The following is a 20,332-nucleotide window of genomic DNA, read 5'->3' as shown; positions in this document are numbered from 1 at the left end:
GAGGGTGAAACGTATTTCACCCTCTTTTATTTTGATTGAGTTTAAATACTTCTCGAGCCAATGATTCTAAAATATAAACCACCGGAACTTGGGTAGTAATATTAGCGTGGTCAAAAAATTCCTCCGTGACATAATAAGGAATATTTAAATCAGACATGTTGGCAATGGTAGAAAGTTTATTATTAGTAATACTGATGATTTTACTGCCTTCTTGTTTTAGCTGGTTAAGATGAGTCACAGTAAAAGAATTTTCTCCTGTCACCGATAAAGCGATTGTGACGCTATTTAGCCGGAGTTGCGAATGAATAGGAAACATAGGGTCCTTAATATATAATGAAAATTTCCCTAAACTGGAAAAGTATCTTGCCCCGTATTCTGCCAAAATACCTGAGCTGCCAATGCCAATAAAGATCACATTCTCTGCTTCTGTGATCAGTGATGCTGCTTGGCTAATTTTATCATCTATATCACCCTTTAATGTCCGTTCAAAGAATTCCATCACAGCATGTAATGAACTTTTGATGGTCGTGGTCTTGTTCTCTTCTAAGTACATTTTCAGCTTGACTTTAAATTCTGAAAATCCTTCACAATTAATTTTTCTGCAAAATCGTAAAATGGTCGCTGTGGATACATGAGTTTCATCTGCCAATTCACGAATTCGCATATATACCACTTTATTCATGTTTTGACTGATATAGTTGTAAATGGACAATTCAATTTCATTAAATGAGGTAATCATTTCGTTAGTAAACATATTTATTGGGGACTCCTCGAAATTTTATACTTCATTATACCATCGGTTTGATACACAGTGTTACAGTTATGTAACAAGTAACCATTATCCATACTTCTGACAACATGCCCTTCATTTATTTACTATCTTTCTATTTAAACTTACTATTCTTATATAGTCTTTAGAAAAAAGCTCATACTAACATGGTATATAAATGGCAGGAGGTAAAAAATGGGTAAGAATCGTTTTCCTGAAGGATTTTTATGGGGTGGAGCAACCGCAGCTAATCAATTAGAAGGTGCCTATAATGAAGGCGGCAAAGGTTTGTCCATTTTTGATATGGTAACTTTTGTTCCGAAAGAGGAACGAGGAAATGAAGGCATCGAGATGGATGTAACAAGTGAAATAGAATTAGAGGAGCTATTGGCTGGCAAAAAAGGGGATAATTTCCCTAAACGCCGTGGTATTGATTTTTATCATCGTTATAAAGAAGATATCGCACTATTTGCGGAAATGGGCTTTAAAACATTCCGGATGTCGATTTCCTGGCCGCGGATTTTTCCAAACGGGGATGATCTTGAGCCGAATGAAGAAGGATTAGCCTTTTATGATCGAGTGTTTGATGAGTTGCTGAAATATGGAATTGAACCTTTGGTAACCCTATCTCACTATGAGATACCACTTCATTTAGTACGCAAATATAATGGATGGGCCGACAGACGTTTGGTTGATTTCTTTGTTCATTATGCAGAGACGGTATTTAAACGATATAAAGGAAAAGTAAAATATTGGTTAACGTTTAATGAAATCAATATCTCAGCCTTTTCACCCTATATCGGAAGCGGGATTCTGGTTGATCGTGTAGAAAATAAGGAACAGGCCGTTTATCAGGCCCTTCATCACCAATTTGTAGCCAGTGCAAGAGCCGTAAAAGCATGTCATGAAATCATTCCGGATGCAATGATTGGCTGTATGTTGGCACGTATGGAGGTTTATCCTGAAACGTGTAATCCGGATGATGTATTAGTTGCATTGGAAGAAGATCAAAAGAACTTATTCTTCACGGACGTTCAAGTTCGTGGATATTATCCAAGCTTCATGAACAAATATTTTGAAGAAAATAATATTAAAATTGACATGTTGCCAGGGGATGAAGAGATCTTATTGCAGCATACTGTCGACTTTCTATCATTTAGCTACTACATGACGATGGTTGCAAGTGGTTCCCCTGAAAAACTAAAGGAGAAAGGAAACTTCTTTAGCGGAGTTAAAAATCCATATCTACAATCATCCGATTGGGGCTGGCAGATTGACCCGAAAGGTTTGCGAATTACTTTAAAGAAAATGTATGATCGTTACCAGGTGCCATTATTTATAGTTGAAAATGGGTTGGGTGCCTACGATAAAGTGGAAGAAGACGGTTCTATCAATGATGATTATCGTATTGACTATTTACGTGCCCATATCGATCAAATGGGCGAGGCCATTAAAGATGGTGTAGATCTTATCGGTTATACCACTTGGGGCTGTATCGATTTAATCAGTGCCGGAACTTCTGAAATGTCTAAACGATACGGCTTCATTTATGTTGATCAGGATGATTACGGCAATGGCACCTTAAAAAGACGCAAGAAAAAATCTTTCGATTGGTATAAAAATGTGATAGCGACAAATGGTGGAGAATTATAAAAAACTATTTAAGAGTCTGTTTCGAACTGAAACAGACCTTTCTTTTTTTACTTCAATTCTAATTCGGTATGTACGTGCTTTTATGGCTGATTCGTGTCTGAAATTGGCAAGACTTCTGAAACAATCTTGCGTTTTTGAGTCAAGCGAGTCCGAAGTTAACCCGACTTCAGACAGGAACTTGTTATTTTTGCAGGTGCGTGTCCGAAGTTGGCAAGACATCGGACACAATCTAGCTTTTTTGAGTCAGGTGTGTCCGAAGTTAACCCGACTTCAGACAGGAACTTGTTATTTTTGCAGGTGCATGTCCGATGTTGGCAAGACATCGGACACAATCTAGCATTTTTAAAACAAGCGAGTCCGAAGTTAACACGAGTTCTAACAAGAACTTGTTATTTTTGCAGGTGCATGTCCGATGTTGGCAAGACATCGGACACAATCTAGCATTTTTGAGTCAAGCGAGTCCGAAGTTAACCCGACTTCAGACAGGAACTTGTTATTTTTGCAGGTGCGTGTCCGAAATTGGCACGACATCGGACACAATCTAGCATTTTTAAAACAAGCGAGTCCGAAGTTAACCCGACTTCAGACAGGAACTTGTTATTTTTGCAGGTGCGTGTCCGAAATTGGCAAGACATCGGACACAATCTAGAATTTTTGAGTTAAGCATGTCCGAAGTTAACCCGACTTCAGACAGGAACTTGTTATTTTTGCAGGTGCGTGTCTGAAGTTGGCACGACATCGGACACAATCTAGAATTTTTGAGTTAAGCATGTCCGAAGTTAACCCGACTTCAGACAGGAACTTGTTATTTTTGCAGGTGAGTGTCCGGATTTGGCACGACATCGGACACAATCTAGAATTTTTGAGTTAAGCATGTCCGAAGTTAACCCGACTTCAGACAGGAACTTGTTATTTTTGCAGGTGCGTGTCCGAAATTGGCAAGACATCGGACACAATCTAGCATTTTTAAAACAAGCGAGTCCGAAGTTAACCCGACTTCAGACAGGAACTTGTTATTTTTGCAGGTGCGTGTCCGAAATTGGCAAGACATCGGACACAATCTAGCATTTTTAAAACAAGCGAGTCCGAAGTTAACACGAGTTCTAACAAGAACTTGTTATTTTTGCAGGTGAGTGTACGAATTTGGCAAGACATCGAACACAATCTAGAATTTTTGAGTTTAACATGTCCGAAGTTAACACGACTTCAGACAAGAACCCGATATTTTAACAGGTGAGTGTCCGAAGTTAGTATTCATGTTTTGGATAACTTCTTGTCATTCAATAATTCATTTGGACAGCATTTATGGAAGTATAATAATACCCCCGAATAAAGGGTACTTATGCAATGCGAATCACATATTCACAATGCAGAGGTGCAAGTTACATATTTTATTTAATTAGGGTCGTTTCTAATTTGGATAAAACCAAAATAATAATGTAAAGTTAAAATAGGTACTAATGACTTTTTTAAAAAGGATGATTGAAATGACCCGTAGAGCGGTTGTGGCTGGCGCTACCGGCTTGGTAGGAAAGCAGCTTGTTCAGTTACTGTTAAATGATCCGGAATACTATGAAATTACCCTCCTTGTTCGCCGATCCACCGGAATCACACATCCAAAGATACATGAGAGAATCGTTGATTTCGACTATCTGGACCGGGAAAATTTAAATTTAAAAGATGCGGATGTATTTTGCACCCTAGGAACGACCATTAAAAAGGCAGGTAGCCAAGAAGCGTTTCGAAAGGTGGATTATGTTTATCCGTTGGCACTTGGTAAATTGGCGCAAGAACAAGTTGCAAAACAATTCTTACTCATCACTTCGATGGGAGCAAATCCCTCTTCAAGCACCTTTTATATTCGGATAAAGGGAGAAGTTGAACAAGCATTACGTAAACTTAATCTCCCGGTCTTACACATTTTTCGTCCTTCGCTCTTACTTGGTGATCGCGAAGAATTCCGTTTCGGAGAACGCTTTGCAGCAATCTCTTCTGGTTTATTGTCGCCATTGTTCTTTGGACCGTTACGGAAATACAAGCCTGTTTACGATAGAACTGTAGCAATGGCAATGCTTCAAGCTGCGAAAAGTGACTTGCAGGGTGTACATGTACATGAATCTAGTCAAATAGTAGAGGTAGGTCAATGAAGGGTACTATTTTAAAATCACTCAAAAATATTGAGGACGAATATAATGTGAAGATTTTATATGCATGTGAATCCGGCAGCCGGGCTTGGGGATTTCCATCAAAAAATAGTGATTATGATGTCCGATTTATTTATATACATAAAAAAGAAGATTATTTATCCATTGACCCAATCGGTGTCGGAAAAAAGCGAGATGTCATTGAATTGCCAATCAAAATCTGCTTGACGTAAGTGGTTGGGAATTGACGAAAGCCTTACGATTATTTCGAAAGTCAAATCCGCCCCTATTGGAATGGCTTCAGTCTGGAATTATCTATTATCAAGCATTCTCAACCATAGATAAAATGAAAGAACTGAATAAAATCATTTTTTCCCCGATATCCTGTATGCATCATTATTTAAATATGGCCGAAAAAAACTTCCGGGAATTTTTACAAGAGGAACAAATTAAGATAAAAAAATATTTTTATGTTCTAAGACCAGTACTGGCTTGTGCTTGGATGGAAAAATTTAATGAATTCCCGCCGATAGAGTTTCCTGTTTTAGTTGAGGCGCTTGTCCCAAACGGAGAATTAAAGGATGAAATAGGAACCTTGTTAAATAGAAAATTAGCCGGGGACGAATTAGATTTGGAACCACGTTTTCCAATAATTAATGAATTTTTAACTGCAGAAATCGTTCGCCTTCGAGATTTTACCAATCAATTAACGACTACTTCAAAAAAAATAACGCCAAGCCTAGATTTGCTTTTTAGAGAAACTCTTGAAGAAGTTTGGTCTTAATTCATGTGAATAGGGGAGATCGGATTGTGAATGTATCATATACAACAAAACAACCTGATAATTTTGAACAGGTATACCAATTATATGAGGAGTTAGGCTGGAATTCCCTCAATTTTACTGTAGGTGAACTGGAAAAAATGTGCCTGCAAAGTTGGTATGTCCTGTATGTCTATAATGAACAGCAATTAGTGGGGATGGGGCGTGTGATTTCGGACGGTGTGATTACTGGAGTTATTTGTGGATTAGGGGTACTTCCTAGTTACCAGTCTATGGGGATTGGGAAAAATATTGTTACTAGATTGGTTGCATATTGCGAGCAAAATCGGGTCATCCCACAACTAATGTGCGGTGAAAATCTGCAATCTTATTATGAAAAGCTGGGATTTCGGAAATTCACTGTTGGTATGAATAAGGATATTAATAGATAGGATTCATATATTTATGAGGTGAAGAATTTGTCAATTAAAGGTCTAAATCATTTATTGTTTTCAGTTTCCGATTTGGAACAATCAATAGAGTTTTATAAAGAGGTTTTCGATGCCAAATTATTAGTGAAAGGCCGAACTACCGCCTATTTTGATCTAAATGGTATGTGGCTAGCATTAAATGTAGAGGAAGACATACCTAGAAATGAGATCCATCATTCGTATACACATATTGCTTTTTCCATTGATGAAGCCGATTTTGAAAAAATGGTTAACAAGTTAATAGAATTAAACGTTCATATTTTGCCTAGCCGTGTAAGGGACGTTCGGGATCGAAAGTCAATCTACTTTACAGATCCAGATGGTCATAAATTTGAGTTTCATACTGGTACCTTAGAGGATCGGCTTGATTATTATAAAAAGGAAATGGTACATATGCAGTTTTTTGAATAAATAGCAAAAGGTGGGGATGTTATGGATCTTGAAAAGGTTATCATCATACCTTATGACACCAAGTACGCGAAAAAAACGGTGAAGATGTGGCGAGATAGTAAAGAACAGGCGATTAAGCAGAAAGAACTCCATAGTTTTGATAATCATGTACATTTTTTAAACTATATATTACCTGAACATTTTCAAATAGAGTTAGCACTTTCTGATGATCAGGTAGTTGGAATGATTGCCTATAATGATCATGAAATAAGTCAACTTTACATTCATATGGATTTTCAGGGAATAGGAATTGGAGAAACATTATTGAATCGAGCAAAAGCTCAATCGAGTGGCAGCTTAACTTTATACACATTTGAAATCAATAAAAATGCCCAACGATTTTATGAAAAGCATGGATTTACCATCATTGCCAGGGGGATTGAAAACGAAGAAAAGTTGCCTGATTTACTTTATGAGTGGGTTGCCAAATAAAAAGTGCTTCGGAACGTATCCGAAGCACCTATTGCTGTAAAGCCTCATACTGCTTAAACAAATCCTTTAATGCCGCAACAAGAGCATTATTGGCTTTTCCCAAATAACCGTTCTTCAGCTCTTCTAATGGCTGCTCTATGCCATTTCGCAAGCTATAGCCCTTCAGAAGCCTTGTAATATAATCTCGGCCGTGTTCTGTTGCCAAAGTACAGGAAGCATCGACAATTACTCCATACTGCTTATCAATCTCAGCTGTGATTGTTAAGGTTTCAAACATGCTTCTGGCTGCCATTCCCGAAGGAAGTTTAGCATGACCTGCTATAAAAATAGTATTCATGATGTTCTCTCCTAAAAACTTTATTAATAAAATAATATAATAAAAGAAATTAAATTAGCAAGAATAATCGGGAAACTCGAGTTTTTCAACTAATTCAGGGTAGTCAATAAAAGGATTTCGATTTCCCTGGATTTGATAGATGGTTTGATTTCTATGTTTCTCATAGAGGGAAACTGGGAATTCTTTGTGCCAACGAATGAGTAATGGAATATTAATTTGGGTCCTAAACGATTTTTTTATAGCCTTTGGATATCGCAGAATAAAATATAGCATGGACCTGGCTACGATGCCTTTTCCGTTTTCCGGTTCAAACCTGCCATAGACTGCCACTCCACAAAGATTTTGTATTGGCTCATTCGGTGTTTCCGGCTGATAAAAGGTGAAATCATCATAAGGGAAATTTGAACGGGCAATATTACACGCCGGCTCACAGACGAATAAATGATGCAGATCACCTTTCATTGGTTCAACAGCCCCGAACCAAGATTGGGGAACAATATGTTCTGTATTGAGTTTCAAAGCTCGTTCAAATGCCTTTAACTCCCTGAATGATTCAAACTCATTCTGCTTTATTTTTCGAAGGAATTCTTGAAAGCCTTGATACCTTTCCTTAATGATTTCAAAATCCTCGTGAATTAAATCTTCTGGATTCCTTTTATCTCCAGAGTAGATACTTTTTACCGTACCATCCGGATGGAGGTCGACCCAAGTATATAAATATAAGTCCTTGCTGACAAAATAAGGGAGCTGTTCGATATGAGTTCTTGAAATGAGCTGATGATACCGATTAAAAAGTTCACTCCCATCACTACTGCCATCCCTTACAGATTGATAGTAATAAACGATCTCATGTTGATTTTTCTTTTCATGAAAATAAAGATTGGTATCTGAAATAATTTTTTGCCTATTATCCCTTAGGTAGGACAACCGTTTTTTCAACTTAATGAAATCGGAGGCATCCTCCCAATGATTCTTTAAGGTTTTTTTCTTCTTAGCCATTTTTTCCCCCTTGAAGAGCCACTTCAAACTGATCAAAAATAATTAAAACAAAATTTTCATATTCTTATTACTCCTGCAATAGCATGGTAAAACCCTTTGAATTTTAAGCTATTTAATTTCATTATAACAAATCAGTTTTAACATTGACGGCTTGTTTTTTTGTCAAAAGAAAGGCTACAATAAGAGACATAATTACATATTAATGAAAAAGTAGGGAAGAGACATGATTGCAAAGACACAAGAAGATATTGATGGATTAAAGGAGATCGGACGAATTTGCGCTGCGATTCGCGATGAATTGGTGAGCAGAACCAAACCGGGGATTACCACAAAAGAACTGGATGAAATCGCCGGTGAATTGTTTGCAAAAGAAGGCGCCGTTTCAGCGCCAAAAGGGGAATACGATTTTCCGGGATATACATGCATTAGTATTAATGAAGAAGTAGCCCACGGTATTCCTGGAAACCGAGTGATTCAGGAAGGAGATATTGTTAATATCGATGTCTCTGGTTCCAAAAACGGATATTTTGCTGATACTGGGATCTCCATCGTAGTTGGTGAAGGTGAAGCAGTATTGCAGAAGCTATGTGATGTGGCCAAGCTCGCATTTGAAGCAGGATTAAAGTTTGCCAAGCCAGGTTCAAGAAAAAGCCGCCTTGGAAAAGCGGTATTTCAAACGGCTAGCAACCATGGACTTACGGTTATTACCAATCTAACTGGACATGGAATTGGCCGGACGATTCACGAACAGCCCGAATATATTTATAATTACTTTGAGCCTTCAGATGATGAACTGTTAAAGGAAGGAATGGTCATTGCCTTTGAACCGTTTATTTCCACTGATGAAGAAGAAGTGTTTGAAAAAGGTGACGGCTGGACCTATGTAACTGAAAAGAGCTTCGTAGCTCAGTATGAACACACGATCATTTTGACAAAAAATGGACCGATTATAACAACGAAATAGAAAAGTTACCCAGTTCATGATGAATTGGGTTTTTCTTTTTAGTGGAATGATTCATCCCTAATTTGGTCAATAATGTCATAGTAAGATTTAATAAATGAGGATGAATCCTATGGAACATATATTAACTTCAATACTTCGGACATGTGCGGCATATATTATTTTACTCTTTGCGTCATTTTGGTTAGGGAAACAGATGAATTCTGGTAATAATCATCATAATTTTGCTCTGGCTATTACAGTAGGTTCTATTATCGCCAATTTGGGATTCGATACCAATTTGAAATTTTTCCCTATGCTGGCGTCGTTTTTAGCACTGATTTTAATGTATTTTTTTTGCTCTATCATCTCATTAAAGAGCAGGCGCTTTCGGATATGGATTTCCGGTGAACCAACTGTCATTATTGAAAACGGAAAAATTTTGGATAAAAATATGAGGAAAATTCGATATAGCTTAGATGATCTTTTACAACAGTTAAGGGAGCAGGGCATTTTTGATTTATTTGAAGTGGAATATGCAATTTTAGAGGTTAGCGGAAAATTATCAGTCATGAAAAAGAAAAACTATCAATCGGTCAGTAAAATGGATGTTAATGTGACAGGTATGTCTTCACTTATTCATCTACCACGTGAGCTAGTTATGGACGGGGTGGAGGTAGAGAAAAATTTTAACAGCGTTTATACCAGAAAATGGCTTGAACAAGAATTGTCCGGAAGAAATTTGCAGATGAAAGATATTCAATATGCTGTTATTTCATCAACCGGAACATTATTTATTGATCTATTGGATGATCAACTAGAATCTCCGTTAGATCGAGAATAGATTGGTGCCTCCAAAGAAGTTGAAATAATCGGGTTTCTTTTTTCTATTATTCAGACAATAAACGTGGTAAACTAGTAAAAAATCAGTTTACTTGGAGGCAATAATGATTAAGGCTATATTTTTTGATTTGGATGATACCTTGCTTTGGGATCAAAAAAGTGTGAAAGAAGCATTTGTGGCTACATGCAAGGTGGCAGAGGAACGCTATGGAATTGACCCGGAACAGCTGGAGGAAGCGGTTCGTGAAGCGGCGAGGGAACTGTATTCTTCCTATGAAACTTACTCTTTTACACAAATGATCGGTATCAATCCCTTTGAAGGATTATGGGGGAATTTCCTGGATGAACAGGATGACTTTCGAAAAATGAAGGAAATTGTTCCGGGATACCGTAAGGATGCTTGGACTAATGGATTAAATGCGCTTGGCGTAGATGATCCGGAGTTTGGATCTGAATTAGCTGAACGATTCCCACAAGAGCGTCGGAAGTTGCCTTTCGTCTATGTAGAGAGTTTTAGGATATTGGATACATTAAAGGGACAATATAAACTACTATTATTAACAAACGGGTCACCTGATTTACAAAATACAAAATTAACCATCACACCTGAACTAGTTCCATATTTTGATCAAGTTGTGATTTCAGGTGATTTTGGCAAAGGAAAACCAGATCCAGCTATATTTGAACATGCATTATCAAGAATAGGATTACCAAGAGAAGAAGTAATCATGGTAGGGGATAACCTGATGACCGATATACTGGGAGCAAATCGTGCTGGCATTAAATCGGTTTGGATCAACCGCCATCAAAAAGACCGAAATGAAGTCATTCCGACCTTCGAAATTACCCATTTAGAGGAATTATTCCCTTTGTTAGAAGAATTAAATCAAGCTGTAAATGTAGACTAAGTCTATATTTATGGCTTTTCTTTTTGATTACAAGTTATGATAAAATTTAAATAAGAAATATCAATAACTTATAATAATATTATGTTAACAAGGTGCCTGGCACCAGTAGGAGGATTTTATATGGAGTTAAGGCAATTTCAATTGTTTCTGGAGGTGGCGAAGCACCGAAGTATCACGAAAGCAGCGGAAAGCATGCATGTGTCACAGCCTGCTTTGAGTAAGTCAATTAAAGCGCTAGAAGAAGAGTTGGGGATGACATTGATCATTCGCAGTAATAAAACTAGTGATTTAACGGATGCAGGCAGGGTTGTTCAAGAGTATGCTCACCGAATGATGGGATTAGTGGATGAGATGTCATCTACACTAAATGATATGACCGATTTGCAAAGAGGTGAAATCAATATCGGATTACCACCGTTTATTGGTAGTTTGTTTTTTCCCAGAGTGATGGCTCAATTTCATCATTCTTTTCCGGCTATTGAGTTAAATATTACCGAGTATGGCGGGGCCAGAGTGGTGAAAAGTGTGGAAGAGGGTGAATTTGAACTTGGCGTGGCGGTTATGCCCATCGATGACGATATTTTTAATGTTTATCCGATAGTTGAAGAGGAAATGAAATTACTTGTCTACAAACATCATCGATTGGCTGATCGTACCGAGGTTAATTTTACCGATCTAAAAGAGGAAGAATTTATTTTCTACCACGAAGAGTTTGCCTTACATCAAATTGTAAGAAATCATTTTTTCATCATGGCTGGATTTGAGCCGAAAATCCTGTTTAAAAGCTCCCAATGGGACCTGATGTCCGAGATGGTGGCTGCAAACCTTGGGGTTACGATTCTTCCGCAGTCAATCTGTAACCGCGTTTTTACAAAAGAGATAAAAATCATCGATTTAAAGCCAACAATTATGTGGAGTATTGCGGTCATTACCAAGAAAGATCGATACATATCAAAAGCAGGGCAAACATTTATTGATTTTATTTTGAAAGAACCATTATAACTGATAGTTATGAAAACCATTCTGAATATGTATTTTACGAATGACGGAGATTAGCGTACTATTACTCTATAGTCAATTGGATTTAGAAAGGAACATCAATATGAAACTTGGAGTAATCGTAGCGCAGGTGTTATTTATACATATATTTTTATATTTAGGAGCGGCATTAAAACTTTTGATTCCTCTACCCATTCCAGCTTCCATGTTTGGACTTGGGGTATTATTTTTAGCTCTTTGCTTAAAAGTAGTGAAGTTGGAATGGGTGGAAAAGGGAGCCAATTGGCTGATGGCCGAACTGCTACTGTTTTTTATCCCATCAGCAGTAGGGATTGTCAATTACGATGAAATCCTCAGCATTCAGGGAGCGGAAATCGTTTTACTGATTGGGATTAGTACAGTGATTGTTATGGGAATGACCGCATTAGTTGCAGAAAAAGTAACCGGAAGAAAGGAGAGTGCACAACAATGATGATGATTATTTTTACTCTCATCACGTTTTTCTTTTATCGTTTTTCAAAAATGGTTTATGGAAAATGGGGCCTCCCTTTTTTACATCCATTATTACTTGCACCAATCTTGTTGATTGTGTTGATCACCATCACCCATGTTTCTGCCAATCAATACATGGGTGCTTCTAAATGGCTTACACATTTGCTTGGTCCAGCAACAGTTGCGTTCGCGGTACCTATCTACAAAAATCTTCCGCTTGTAAAAAAATATTTAGGTACTATTGTCTTAAGTATAACCTTTGGTACGTTGGTGGCGATTTTTTCAACGTTTGGGTTATCAGAATTATTTCATTTGAATAATGATTTTACCATTTCCATCCTCCCGAGATCGATTACCACTCCGATTGCGATTGAAGTGTCAAAAGAAATCGGCGGGCTTCCAACCTTAACAACCGTTTTTGTCATCATTACTGGAGTGATAGGGGGAATTGTCGGTCCAACCGTAATCAAATGGCTTTCGATAAAGACGCCTGTTGCCAGAGGACTGGCCCTTGGAATGGGGGCACATGGGGTTGGAACGAATAAGGCGATGGAATATGGAAAACAAGAAGCAACCTTTTCTTCCTTAGCAATGATTTTCGCTGCATTTATTACGTTAGTATGGGGTGCATTATTAATTCCTGCCTTAATGAATTTTAATCACTTTTTATAATCGTTCACATTTTGGTAAAAAGTTCATTCCTAGATAATGATGTACGTCACAATCTTTCGCATTGTGTGATGGTATTTTATTAATGAGAAATATTATCAAAGTAATTTACCCAGTATTCCAATGCGAAGGAGAAACATCATGAGTGAAATTATAAATAATCGAGAACAACAAATTTATCAAAGCAATGATCGAATTACTAATTTAAAACTGATATTTAAAGCCCTTCATAATGGCGGAAATTTTGATGAAATCAAAGCACATTTTGATGGTTTTATCGGAAAAATCACGATGGAGGAAATTTCTAATCTTTCAAATGAATTTTTGGAAGACGAGGGGATATCGATTGAAGAAGTGCATCGGATGTATAAAGAGCACATGGAACTGTTTAAAGGAGCAATTGAAGAAAAGGAGCCAGGTGGAAAGCAACCTGAAGAACAACCCGGTCATCCTATCCATACCTTTAAAATGGAGAACCGAGCCCTTGAAAATCTTCTCGATACAAAAATGTCCGTTCATTTAGAGCAGTTTAAAGAAGAGGATTCTGCTGAGCATGTGTATAAGCTTTTAGAGGACATCAATCTTTTGCTTGATGTAGACAAGCATTACAGCCGGAAAGAGAATTTGATTTTTCCTTATTTAGAAAAGTATGGAATTTATGGACCGACTAATAATATGTGGAGAATCGATGATTATATTCGCGACAATATTAAGCATGCCAAGAAATTACTTAGCAGCTATCAAGGGGATAAGAAAGCTGTTTTAGAAGTAATGGACTGGGTGATTGAAGAAACTCATGCCATGATTTACCGTGAGGAACATATTCTTTTTCAAATGGCATTAGACCATTTCACTGAGGATGAATGGGTGAAGATTGCAAATGAAAGTGATGAAATCGGTTTTTGTTTAGTTGAACCAGCAGTTGTTTGGAACCCTGATCGGAAAGCTCTCGATGAGAATGCCATTTCAGAGGGTTATATAAAAATGGATACCGGAATTTTATCTCTTAAACAACTAGAACTTTTATTAAACCACTTACCCGTCGATATCACTTTTATTGATCATGAGGATGTGGTTAGGTACTTCTCGCATGGAAAGGAAAGAATTTTTGCCCGGACAAAAGCTGTCATTGGTCGTTCCGTTCAAAACTGCCACCCACCAAGAAGTGTTCATGTAGTGGAAGAGCTATTAGCTGATTTCAAATCGGGCACGAAAGATTCAGAGGACTTTTGGATTAAATTTAAAGATAAATACGTGTACATTCGGTATTTTGCTGTTCGCGATGATGCTGGAAACTATATTGGAACCCTTGAATTTACACAAAATATCGATCCAATTAAAGCAATTGATGGGGAAAAAAGAATCCTTTCATAAAAATATGTCTTCAATAGTCCAATTCTACTAAAGAGTTGGGCTTTTTTGGTTTATTTTTCAAAAAAAGTTCAACAGATTCGAAAATTATCTATTACATATATTCTATTTTATAGTAAAATTATCCTATACAAAGAATTTTTGTTAGGGGCACGCTATGAGGTATACAGGTAGAATTTGTATCACTTTACTATTTATTACAATCGTATTGGGCTGGCATTCCCTTTATTTTATTACTGATCTCAAAGCAGCTAATTTCTTTATGTTTGAAAGAGGTCAGTATAAATTAGATTTAATTCTCATCCCATTGCTATCACCTTTTTTTTGGTGGTTGGGAGTGCAATATGATAAGGCAAAATACTTGGCTGAAAAAGATTCCTTAACTGGTTTGTATAACAGGCGGATCATTCAACAAATTACTCCAAAATTGTTATCCCAAATGAATCACAGTGAAGACACTTTAACGATTTCTGTAATTGATTGTAATAACTTTAAACAAATTAATGATGAGCTGGGTCACAAAATGGGGGACTTAGTTCTAAAGAATATCTCCGATGTTTTGATTATTTGTTCAAATGACGGGGATTATGTGGCAAGGTGGGGTGGCGATGAATTTCTCATCGTATCTCCACACGCTGATGTTAAAGAGGCAAAAGAGGTTACCGATAAAATTGAAAAGGTATTGGCTCATTTATCTACCGAGATGGGGATGAATATATCTGTTTCAATCGGAAGTGCTTTGTATCCCAATGATGCTTATAATTTAAAAGATTTATTAATCATTGCTGACAGAAATATGTATGAACGAAAACAGCATAAACCGCTTAATATAAAGCTAAAGGCATGAACCTGAATTGGAATCATGCCTTTTTATATGGTCTAATTTTCTTCTTCAAATTGATATTCCGGTGGCTTTATTCGGAACCCTTTGGTAAGCCATAGAAGATAGGCTAAACCAATGGATAACCAAGCTAATCCAATGATAATTGCAAGTTTGTCGAGACTAAACCAAAGATAAATGACAAAGGCAAGGCCGATCATTGGGAAAATGACATAACTAACAAAATTTAAATGGTTTAGTATTTGTTTGTTTTTAAAATAGTAAATGATGACCGCAAGATTGACAAAAGAAAATGCGGTAAAGGCTCCAAAGTTAATTAAGGAAGTTGCGGTCACTAAATCTAGTATTAAAGCGGTAAGAGATAGAACCCCAATAAAAATGATATTAAACACAGGCGTTTGAAACTTTTTATGAAGAAAGCCGAAATATTTTTTCGAAAGCACCCCGTCTCTCCCCATAGCAAACAGTAATCGAGAAGCACTCGTTTGGGCTGCAAGCCCAGAAGCCATAACAGATATTAAAGCACCACTAGTAAAAATCGATTGAAAGAAAATCCCGCCTATATGTCTGGCAATCTCAGGTGATGCACCATCCACATTTTTTAATAAGGATACGTTGGGATATAAGGATTGCATGAAATATGTGACGGTGATAAAAAACAAACCGCCTATAAAGGCAATGAGAAAGATGCTTTTTGGAATGTTCTTCTCAGGATTGACTGTTTCCTCTGCAAGTGTGGTGACAGCGTCAAATCCCAAAAATGACAAAGCAAGAATAGAAGCACCTGCGAATAGGAAATGCAGCTTCATGTCATGAGAGAAAAATGGAGTCGTTGTAAATTCTCCACCGTGAAGGATCGTGCGAATCGTCAAAATGACAAAAATAATAGCAACAAGTAATTGAAATAGAACAAACAGGGTATTTGCCTTAACAGCGATTTTGACCCCAACTATATTCATCGTGGTAATAATTACTATTAGACCAATTACCCATAACCAGGAGGATACATGTGGAAACAGGGCTGATAAATAAATCCTAGCCAATACAGCATTAATCATAGGTAAAAATAAATAGTCAAGCAAAGCTGACCAACCAACTAGAAAACCTAGCTCAGTGTTCATCGTTTTTTTGGTGTATGTATAAGCGGAACCTGCATCAGGATAAAGTTTGCACATTTTTCCATAGCTTAAGGCCGTGAACAAAATGGCAATTGTAATTAATATATAGGCAGCCGGGACATGCCCGTTTGTTTCAGCTGAAACCACGCCAAATGTATCAAATACTGCAAACGGTGACATATAGGCTAACCCCATAAATACTATTGGTGCGACTCCTAATGAACGTTGTAAAGTTCCCTGCGATGATTCCAACCTCAACAACTCCTCAATTCGAATAAACTTAATTTTAGAAGAATTACGATTGATTGTGAAGATGTTTTTTTAAAATAACAAGGAACTGTCAATAACAGTGTCATAATATGTTTTTCATAAAATAAATGTTGGGATCTTCCTACAAAAAGGTGTCTCAAAAACTAATCATGATTAATGGATTTTTTCCTTTTTTATTCATCATTTGATTAAAACGGGAAGGTGCTATACTATTGATTGGTTACTATTGTTGAATATGATGATGAGGGGTAGAACTGTGACGAAACGAGTATTATTTATTGGGGCTGGGCGAATGGCTCAAGCGATTATTGAGGGATTAAAAGATAAAAACGATTTTTCCATTATAGTTGCTAATAATGGAAATGAGGAAAGATTGAATGTGATTCGAGAATCCTATGGCGTCGTTACCACAAAAAGCTGGAAAAAAGAAGTGGGAAAAGCTGATATCATTTTTCTGGCGATGCCACCAAATGTTCATGAATCTTTACTATTGGAGCTATCTGGAGAAATGAATGGGCAATTGGTTATGACTGTTGCGGCAGGGATTGGACCTTCATTTATGGAGTCTATGCTCCCAGACGGAACTCCTGTTGCGTGGGTAATGCCAAACACTGCAGCAAAATTAGGCCAATCGATGACGATGTATGCTCCGGGCAAATGGGTAACGGAGCAACATATAAAAATAATTGAAACATTAATCAGTGGGATTGGCGAATATGAAAGAGTTTCAGAACAGCAAATCATAGAGTTAACTGCTGTTACTGGAAGCGCCCCAGCGTTTATTTACAGAATTGCAGAAGCTCTAGAAAATATTGCCCTTGAATCAGGTGTCACACCATTACAAGCACGAAAGTTAGTAGCCCAAATGATCATGGGTTCTGCGGAAATGCTTAAAACCAATGCCAATCCTGCTGCACTTGCTGACGAAGTTGCCACACCAGGAGGATCAACAGCTGCCGGCTTAGAGGTCTTGGATACAAAAGGACTTGCAGACTTAATGACAGAAGCTATTTATGCTTGTAGGGAAAGGGCTGCGAGCCTCACATAAAAATAATTTCTATGGAATAAAAAGTGAAATGGTGCCAAACACCTTTTCTCTTTTTATTCCAATATACTGTTTAAATTTCAATAATAATCGGCAGAATCATAGGTCTTCTTTTTGTTTGATTGGAAATAAATTGGCCTAATGTTTTCTTGATGTTTTGCTTAATGACACTCCACTGACGGTTGTTTTCTGATTGCAAGTCCTGGACAGTCTTTTTAACTAAATTATTGATCTCTTTTAAAAGATCTTCGGAATTTTTAACGTATACGAAACCTCGGGTTATGGTGTCTGGACCTTGAATGATTCTTCCTTCCGTTTTACTCAGGGTTAGCACTATAACTACCATACCATCTTCTGATAGTTGTCTCCGGTCACGAAGCACCACTTCTCCTACATCCCCGACACTGATTCCGTCAATATACGTATCACCAGCAGGAATAGAACGGGTCTGCCTGGCAATACCATGTTCAAAATCCACAACATCACCATTTTTAATGATAAAAGTGTTTCCTTTCTCAACTCCAACTGCCTCTGCTAATTGTCGGTGGTGATGAAGCATGCGAAATTCTCCGTGAATCGGTATAAAATAGGTAGGTTTAATCAATGCTAGCATCAGCTTTAAATCTTCTTGATAGCCATGTCCAGAAACATGCATCCCAGTAGAACTTCCAGAGCCGTAAATCACATTGGCCCCTAATTGGAATAAATTGTCGATGATTCGAGATACATCTTTTTCATTGCCTGGAATCGGGGAGGCTGCTAGAATAACCGTGTCGCCCGGATAAATAGTAGCATCCCGATAGCTGCCAGTGGATAAACGGGAAAGTGCGGCCAGAGGTTCTCCTTGCGATCCAGTGCAAAGGATCGCTACTTTCTCAGGGGAAAAACTTTCGATTTCATTAGGTTCAATCAGCATTCCTTCTGGAACCATTAAATAACCACGTTCTATCGCAACGGAAACAACATTCACCATGGTTCTTCCTAATAAGGCAAGCTTTCGGTTTGTATTTATTGCTGCCCTAACGACTTGCTGAATTCGATTTACATTAGAGGCAAAAGTAGAAATGATCACCTTTCCCGAAGCTCTTGAGAAGGCCTCTTCCATATGACTGCCAACCATACTTTCCGATGGGGTTAATCCAGGGCGCTCCGCATTGGTGCTTTCTGAAATTAGAGCTAAAACCCCCTTATCTCCAATCGCAGCCATTTTATGGATATCTGAAATTCGATCGTTTTCCGGTGTTAAGTCAAATTTAAAATCGCCAGTATGAACAACTACACCCTCTGGAGTTTCAAACACTATTCCAAGACAATCAGGGATACTATGACTCACTTTAAAAAAGGAGACCGAAATTTTACCCAATTCTATTTGTGAATTCGAATCAATTAAATTCAGTTGTGAATCACCCATAAGTCGATGCTCTACAAGCTTTAGTTCAATTAACCCTAACGTAAACCGAGTTGCATAAATTGGTATGTTTAATTTCTTTAAAAGATAAGGAATTCCACCAATATGGTCTTCATGGCCGTGGGTTACAATTAAAGCTCGAATTTTTTCCTGATTTTTTTCCAAATAGGTTATATCGGGAATAATTAAATCTATGCCCAATAAACTTTCATCTGGAAATTTACCACCACAGTCAACAATGACTATGTCTTCCTCATATTGAATGACATACATATTTTTACCGATCTCATTGATGCCACCCAAGGCGAAAACAGATAATCCCTTCTCATTACCCCTCATAAAAAAACCTCCAAATTTCTTTTTTATTATTATTTCCTTTTTGCAGGGCTTTATCAGATGTAAAAGTTACGCAAAAAAAAAGCCAAGAGAATGGGGAAGACTCTCATGGCTTTTAAAAAGGTTTTTAACCAATTAGTTTTATTGCACTGAAAATAATAACAGTAGAAATAATAGTACGCAGTGGTTTCGTAGGAACTTTGGAGGATAGGGTGCTTCCGATAAGGACACCTGGAATAGATCCAATAAGAAGATTTCCAACCAACATGTAATTTACACTTCCTGCATTCATATGAAGAAGGCCAGAAACGGTTACCAATAAGAAAGCATGAGCAATATCAGTACCTACCAATTCAGACCCTTTTAAGCGATAAAGATAAAGCATTGCTAAGGCGAACAAAGAACCTGATCCAATGGAGGTTAATCCAACAATAAAACCAAATAACGCCCCAATGAAAATAGTCAGACCCCGTTTCTCTTCAATTGGTCTAACTTGCCATCGATTTGGTCTGATTTTTTTATCAAAAAATGTTTTGATTAAAATGGCTGCAGCGACTAATAAAAGAACATATCCAAGAGCGATTTTAATAATATGCTCAGAATTATGAAATGTTGATTCAAAAACTTGAAGCATGCCAATCGCAACAACAGCACTTGGAACACTTCCTATTGCCAAGTATTTCATTAATGTAAAATTGATCGTCTTTTGTCGCCAGTGCTGAATGACACCAAATAACTTTGTAATAGAGTTATAAACAAGATCAGTACCAACTGCAATAGAAGGCTGTATACCTACCATTATTAAAACAGGTGTTAAAAGTGCTGCGCCTCCAACACCTGTTAATCCTACTAAAAATCCAACTAGTAATCCCATTAAAGCTATTCCCAGGCTCATGGTAAAGCCTCCTTTTTATATCCGAGTATTTATATGTGAATTATAGTGTTTGAGGGTGAGTTTGTAAATACTTTTCTGAATTTTTTGTTGTTACTTTAAGTGTCTGAGTTATTTGGAAAAACTTTCTTGTTGAAGTATTGTTTCATGGGTGATAAATTAAAT

Annotated in this window: 20 protein-coding genes and 1 pseudogene; 15 read left to right on the top strand and 6 right to left on the bottom strand. The window is 37.3% G+C overall.

Annotation, left to right across the window (positions count from 1 at the left end; all coding sequences use genetic code 11):
* Positions 1 to 16 precede the first annotated feature (16 nt).
* On the bottom strand, positions 17 to 754 hold the full coding sequence (locus ACI3K6_RS18915) for a MurR/RpiR family transcriptional regulator (RefSeq protein WP_335480589.1): 738 nt from the start codon (positions 752 to 754) through the stop codon (positions 17 to 19).
* 210 nt (positions 755 to 964) lie between these two features.
* Between ACI3K6_RS18915 and ACI3K6_RS18910 the strand changes: the two genes are divergently transcribed.
* The 6 genes and pseudogenes from ACI3K6_RS18910 (at position 965) to ACI3K6_RS18885 (ending at position 6,699) form a co-directional block, all read left to right on the top strand.
* Positions 965 to 2,422 carry a glycoside hydrolase family 1 protein gene (locus ACI3K6_RS18910; RefSeq protein WP_435556037.1) on the top strand — a complete coding sequence of 486 codons (1,458 nt, stop codon included), beginning with the start codon at positions 965 to 967 and terminating at the stop codon, positions 2,420 to 2,422.
* 1,487 nt (positions 2,423 to 3,909) lie between these two features.
* Positions 3,910 to 4,569 carry an oxidoreductase gene (locus ACI3K6_RS18905; RefSeq protein WP_435556036.1) on the top strand — a complete coding sequence of 220 codons (660 nt, stop codon included), beginning with the start codon at positions 3,910 to 3,912 and terminating at the stop codon, positions 4,567 to 4,569.
* Positions 4,566 to 5,350 (top strand): annotated as a pseudogene (locus ACI3K6_RS18900) (nucleotidyltransferase domain-containing protein). Before ACI3K6_RS18905 ends, ACI3K6_RS18900 begins: the two are co-directional and overlap by 4 nt.
* Before the next feature lie 26 nt (positions 5,351 to 5,376).
* Positions 5,377 to 5,778, top strand: a complete 402-nt coding sequence (locus tag ACI3K6_RS18895; protein ID WP_435556035.1) for a GNAT family N-acetyltransferase — start codon at positions 5,377 to 5,379, stop codon at positions 5,776 to 5,778.
* A 27-nt stretch (positions 5,779 to 5,805) separates the two neighbouring features.
* Positions 5,806 to 6,228: a FosM family fosfomycin resistance protein gene (gene fosM / locus ACI3K6_RS18890; RefSeq protein ID WP_335479532.1), complete on the top strand. Its 423-nt coding sequence runs from the start codon at positions 5,806 to 5,808 to the stop codon at positions 6,226 to 6,228.
* Positions 6,229 to 6,249: 21 nt separating this feature from the next.
* Positions 6,250 to 6,699: a GNAT family N-acetyltransferase gene (locus ACI3K6_RS18885; protein ID WP_435556034.1), complete on the top strand. Its 450-nt coding sequence runs from the start codon at positions 6,250 to 6,252 to the stop codon at positions 6,697 to 6,699.
* Positions 6,700 to 6,727: 28 nt separating this feature from the next.
* Here ACI3K6_RS18885 and ACI3K6_RS18880 read toward each other — a convergent pair whose 3' ends face one another.
* Together ACI3K6_RS18880 and ACI3K6_RS18875 are read right to left on the bottom strand one after the other, a co-directional pair.
* Positions 6,728 to 7,036, bottom strand: coding sequence for a DUF3870 domain-containing protein (locus tag ACI3K6_RS18880; RefSeq protein WP_335479536.1), 309 nt, complete (start codon positions 7,034 to 7,036; stop codon positions 6,728 to 6,730).
* Between the two features lie 54 nt (positions 7,037 to 7,090).
* A complete protein-coding gene (locus ACI3K6_RS18875; RefSeq protein ID WP_435556033.1) occupies positions 7,091 to 8,035 on the bottom strand; it encodes an endonuclease I family protein in 945 nt (314 codons plus the stop codon).
* Between the two features lie 223 nt (positions 8,036 to 8,258).
* Between ACI3K6_RS18875 and map the strand changes: the two genes are divergently transcribed.
* From map to ACI3K6_RS18835, 8 genes are all read left to right on the top strand, one after another.
* Positions 8,259 to 8,999, top strand: coding sequence for a type I methionyl aminopeptidase (gene map, locus ACI3K6_RS18870; RefSeq protein ID WP_435556032.1), 741 nt, complete (start codon positions 8,259 to 8,261; stop codon positions 8,997 to 8,999).
* A 109-nt stretch (positions 9,000 to 9,108) separates the two neighbouring features.
* Entirely contained in the window at positions 9,109 to 9,819 is a 711-nt protein-coding gene (locus ACI3K6_RS18865) for a DUF421 domain-containing protein (protein WP_435556031.1), read from the top strand.
* A gap of 103 nt (positions 9,820 to 9,922) precedes the next feature.
* Positions 9,923 to 10,726, top strand: coding sequence for an HAD family hydrolase (locus ACI3K6_RS18860; protein WP_435556030.1), 804 nt, complete (start codon positions 9,923 to 9,925; stop codon positions 10,724 to 10,726).
* A gap of 120 nt (positions 10,727 to 10,846) precedes the next feature.
* Positions 10,847 to 11,728, top strand: a complete 882-nt coding sequence (locus ACI3K6_RS18855) for a LysR family transcriptional regulator (protein ID WP_435556029.1) — start codon at positions 10,847 to 10,849, stop codon at positions 11,726 to 11,728.
* A 100-nt stretch (positions 11,729 to 11,828) separates the two neighbouring features.
* Positions 11,829 to 12,197 carry a CidA/LrgA family protein gene (locus tag ACI3K6_RS18850; protein WP_335479548.1) on the top strand — a complete coding sequence of 123 codons (369 nt, stop codon included), beginning with the start codon at positions 11,829 to 11,831 and terminating at the stop codon, positions 12,195 to 12,197.
* Positions 12,194 to 12,889: an LrgB family protein gene (locus tag ACI3K6_RS18845; protein ID WP_335479550.1), complete on the top strand. Its 696-nt coding sequence runs from the start codon at positions 12,194 to 12,196 to the stop codon at positions 12,887 to 12,889. Before ACI3K6_RS18850 ends, ACI3K6_RS18845 begins: the two co-directional genes overlap by 4 nt.
* 138 nt (positions 12,890 to 13,027) lie before the next feature.
* On the top strand, positions 13,028 to 14,260 hold the full coding sequence (locus ACI3K6_RS18840) for a DUF438 domain-containing protein (protein WP_435556028.1): 1,233 nt from the start codon (positions 13,028 to 13,030) through the stop codon (positions 14,258 to 14,260).
* Between the two features lie 154 nt (positions 14,261 to 14,414).
* The gene (locus ACI3K6_RS18835; RefSeq protein WP_435556027.1) at positions 14,415 to 15,104 is read left to right on the top strand and encodes a GGDEF domain-containing protein; all 690 of its coding nucleotides are present in this window, start codon (positions 14,415 to 14,417) and stop codon (positions 15,102 to 15,104) included.
* Between the two features lie 32 nt (positions 15,105 to 15,136).
* Here the strand turns inward: ACI3K6_RS18835 and ACI3K6_RS18830 are convergent, their stop codons facing one another.
* The gene (locus tag ACI3K6_RS18830) at positions 15,137 to 16,411 is read right to left on the bottom strand and encodes an APC family permease (protein WP_435556116.1); all 1,275 of its coding nucleotides are present in this window, start codon (positions 16,409 to 16,411) and stop codon (positions 15,137 to 15,139) included.
* 331 nt (positions 16,412 to 16,742) lie between these two features.
* Here ACI3K6_RS18830 and proC point away from each other — a divergent pair, with 331 nt between their 5' ends.
* On the top strand, positions 16,743 to 17,534 hold the full coding sequence (gene proC, locus ACI3K6_RS18825) for a pyrroline-5-carboxylate reductase (protein ID WP_435556026.1): 792 nt from the start codon (positions 16,743 to 16,745) through the stop codon (positions 17,532 to 17,534).
* Between the two features lie 70 nt (positions 17,535 to 17,604).
* Here the strand turns inward: proC and ACI3K6_RS18820 are convergent, their stop codons facing one another.
* Positions 17,605 to 19,278 carry a ribonuclease J gene (locus tag ACI3K6_RS18820; protein WP_435556025.1) on the bottom strand — a complete coding sequence of 558 codons (1,674 nt, stop codon included), beginning with the start codon at positions 19,276 to 19,278 and terminating at the stop codon, positions 17,605 to 17,607.
* Between the two features lie 124 nt (positions 19,279 to 19,402).
* A complete protein-coding gene (locus ACI3K6_RS18815) occupies positions 19,403 to 20,170 on the bottom strand; it encodes a sulfite exporter TauE/SafE family protein (protein ID WP_435556024.1) in 768 nt (255 codons plus the stop codon).
* Positions 20,171 to 20,332: the final 162 nt, after the last annotated feature.

The sequence above is a fragment of the Neobacillus solisequens genome (genome assembly GCF_051233465.1).
In the GTDB taxonomy this organism is placed as follows: Bacteria; Bacillota; Bacilli; order Bacillales; family Cytobacillaceae; genus Neobacillus.
The sequence above is the reverse complement of the archived record's forward strand: the minus strand, read 5'-3'. Positions and strand labels throughout refer to the sequence as shown.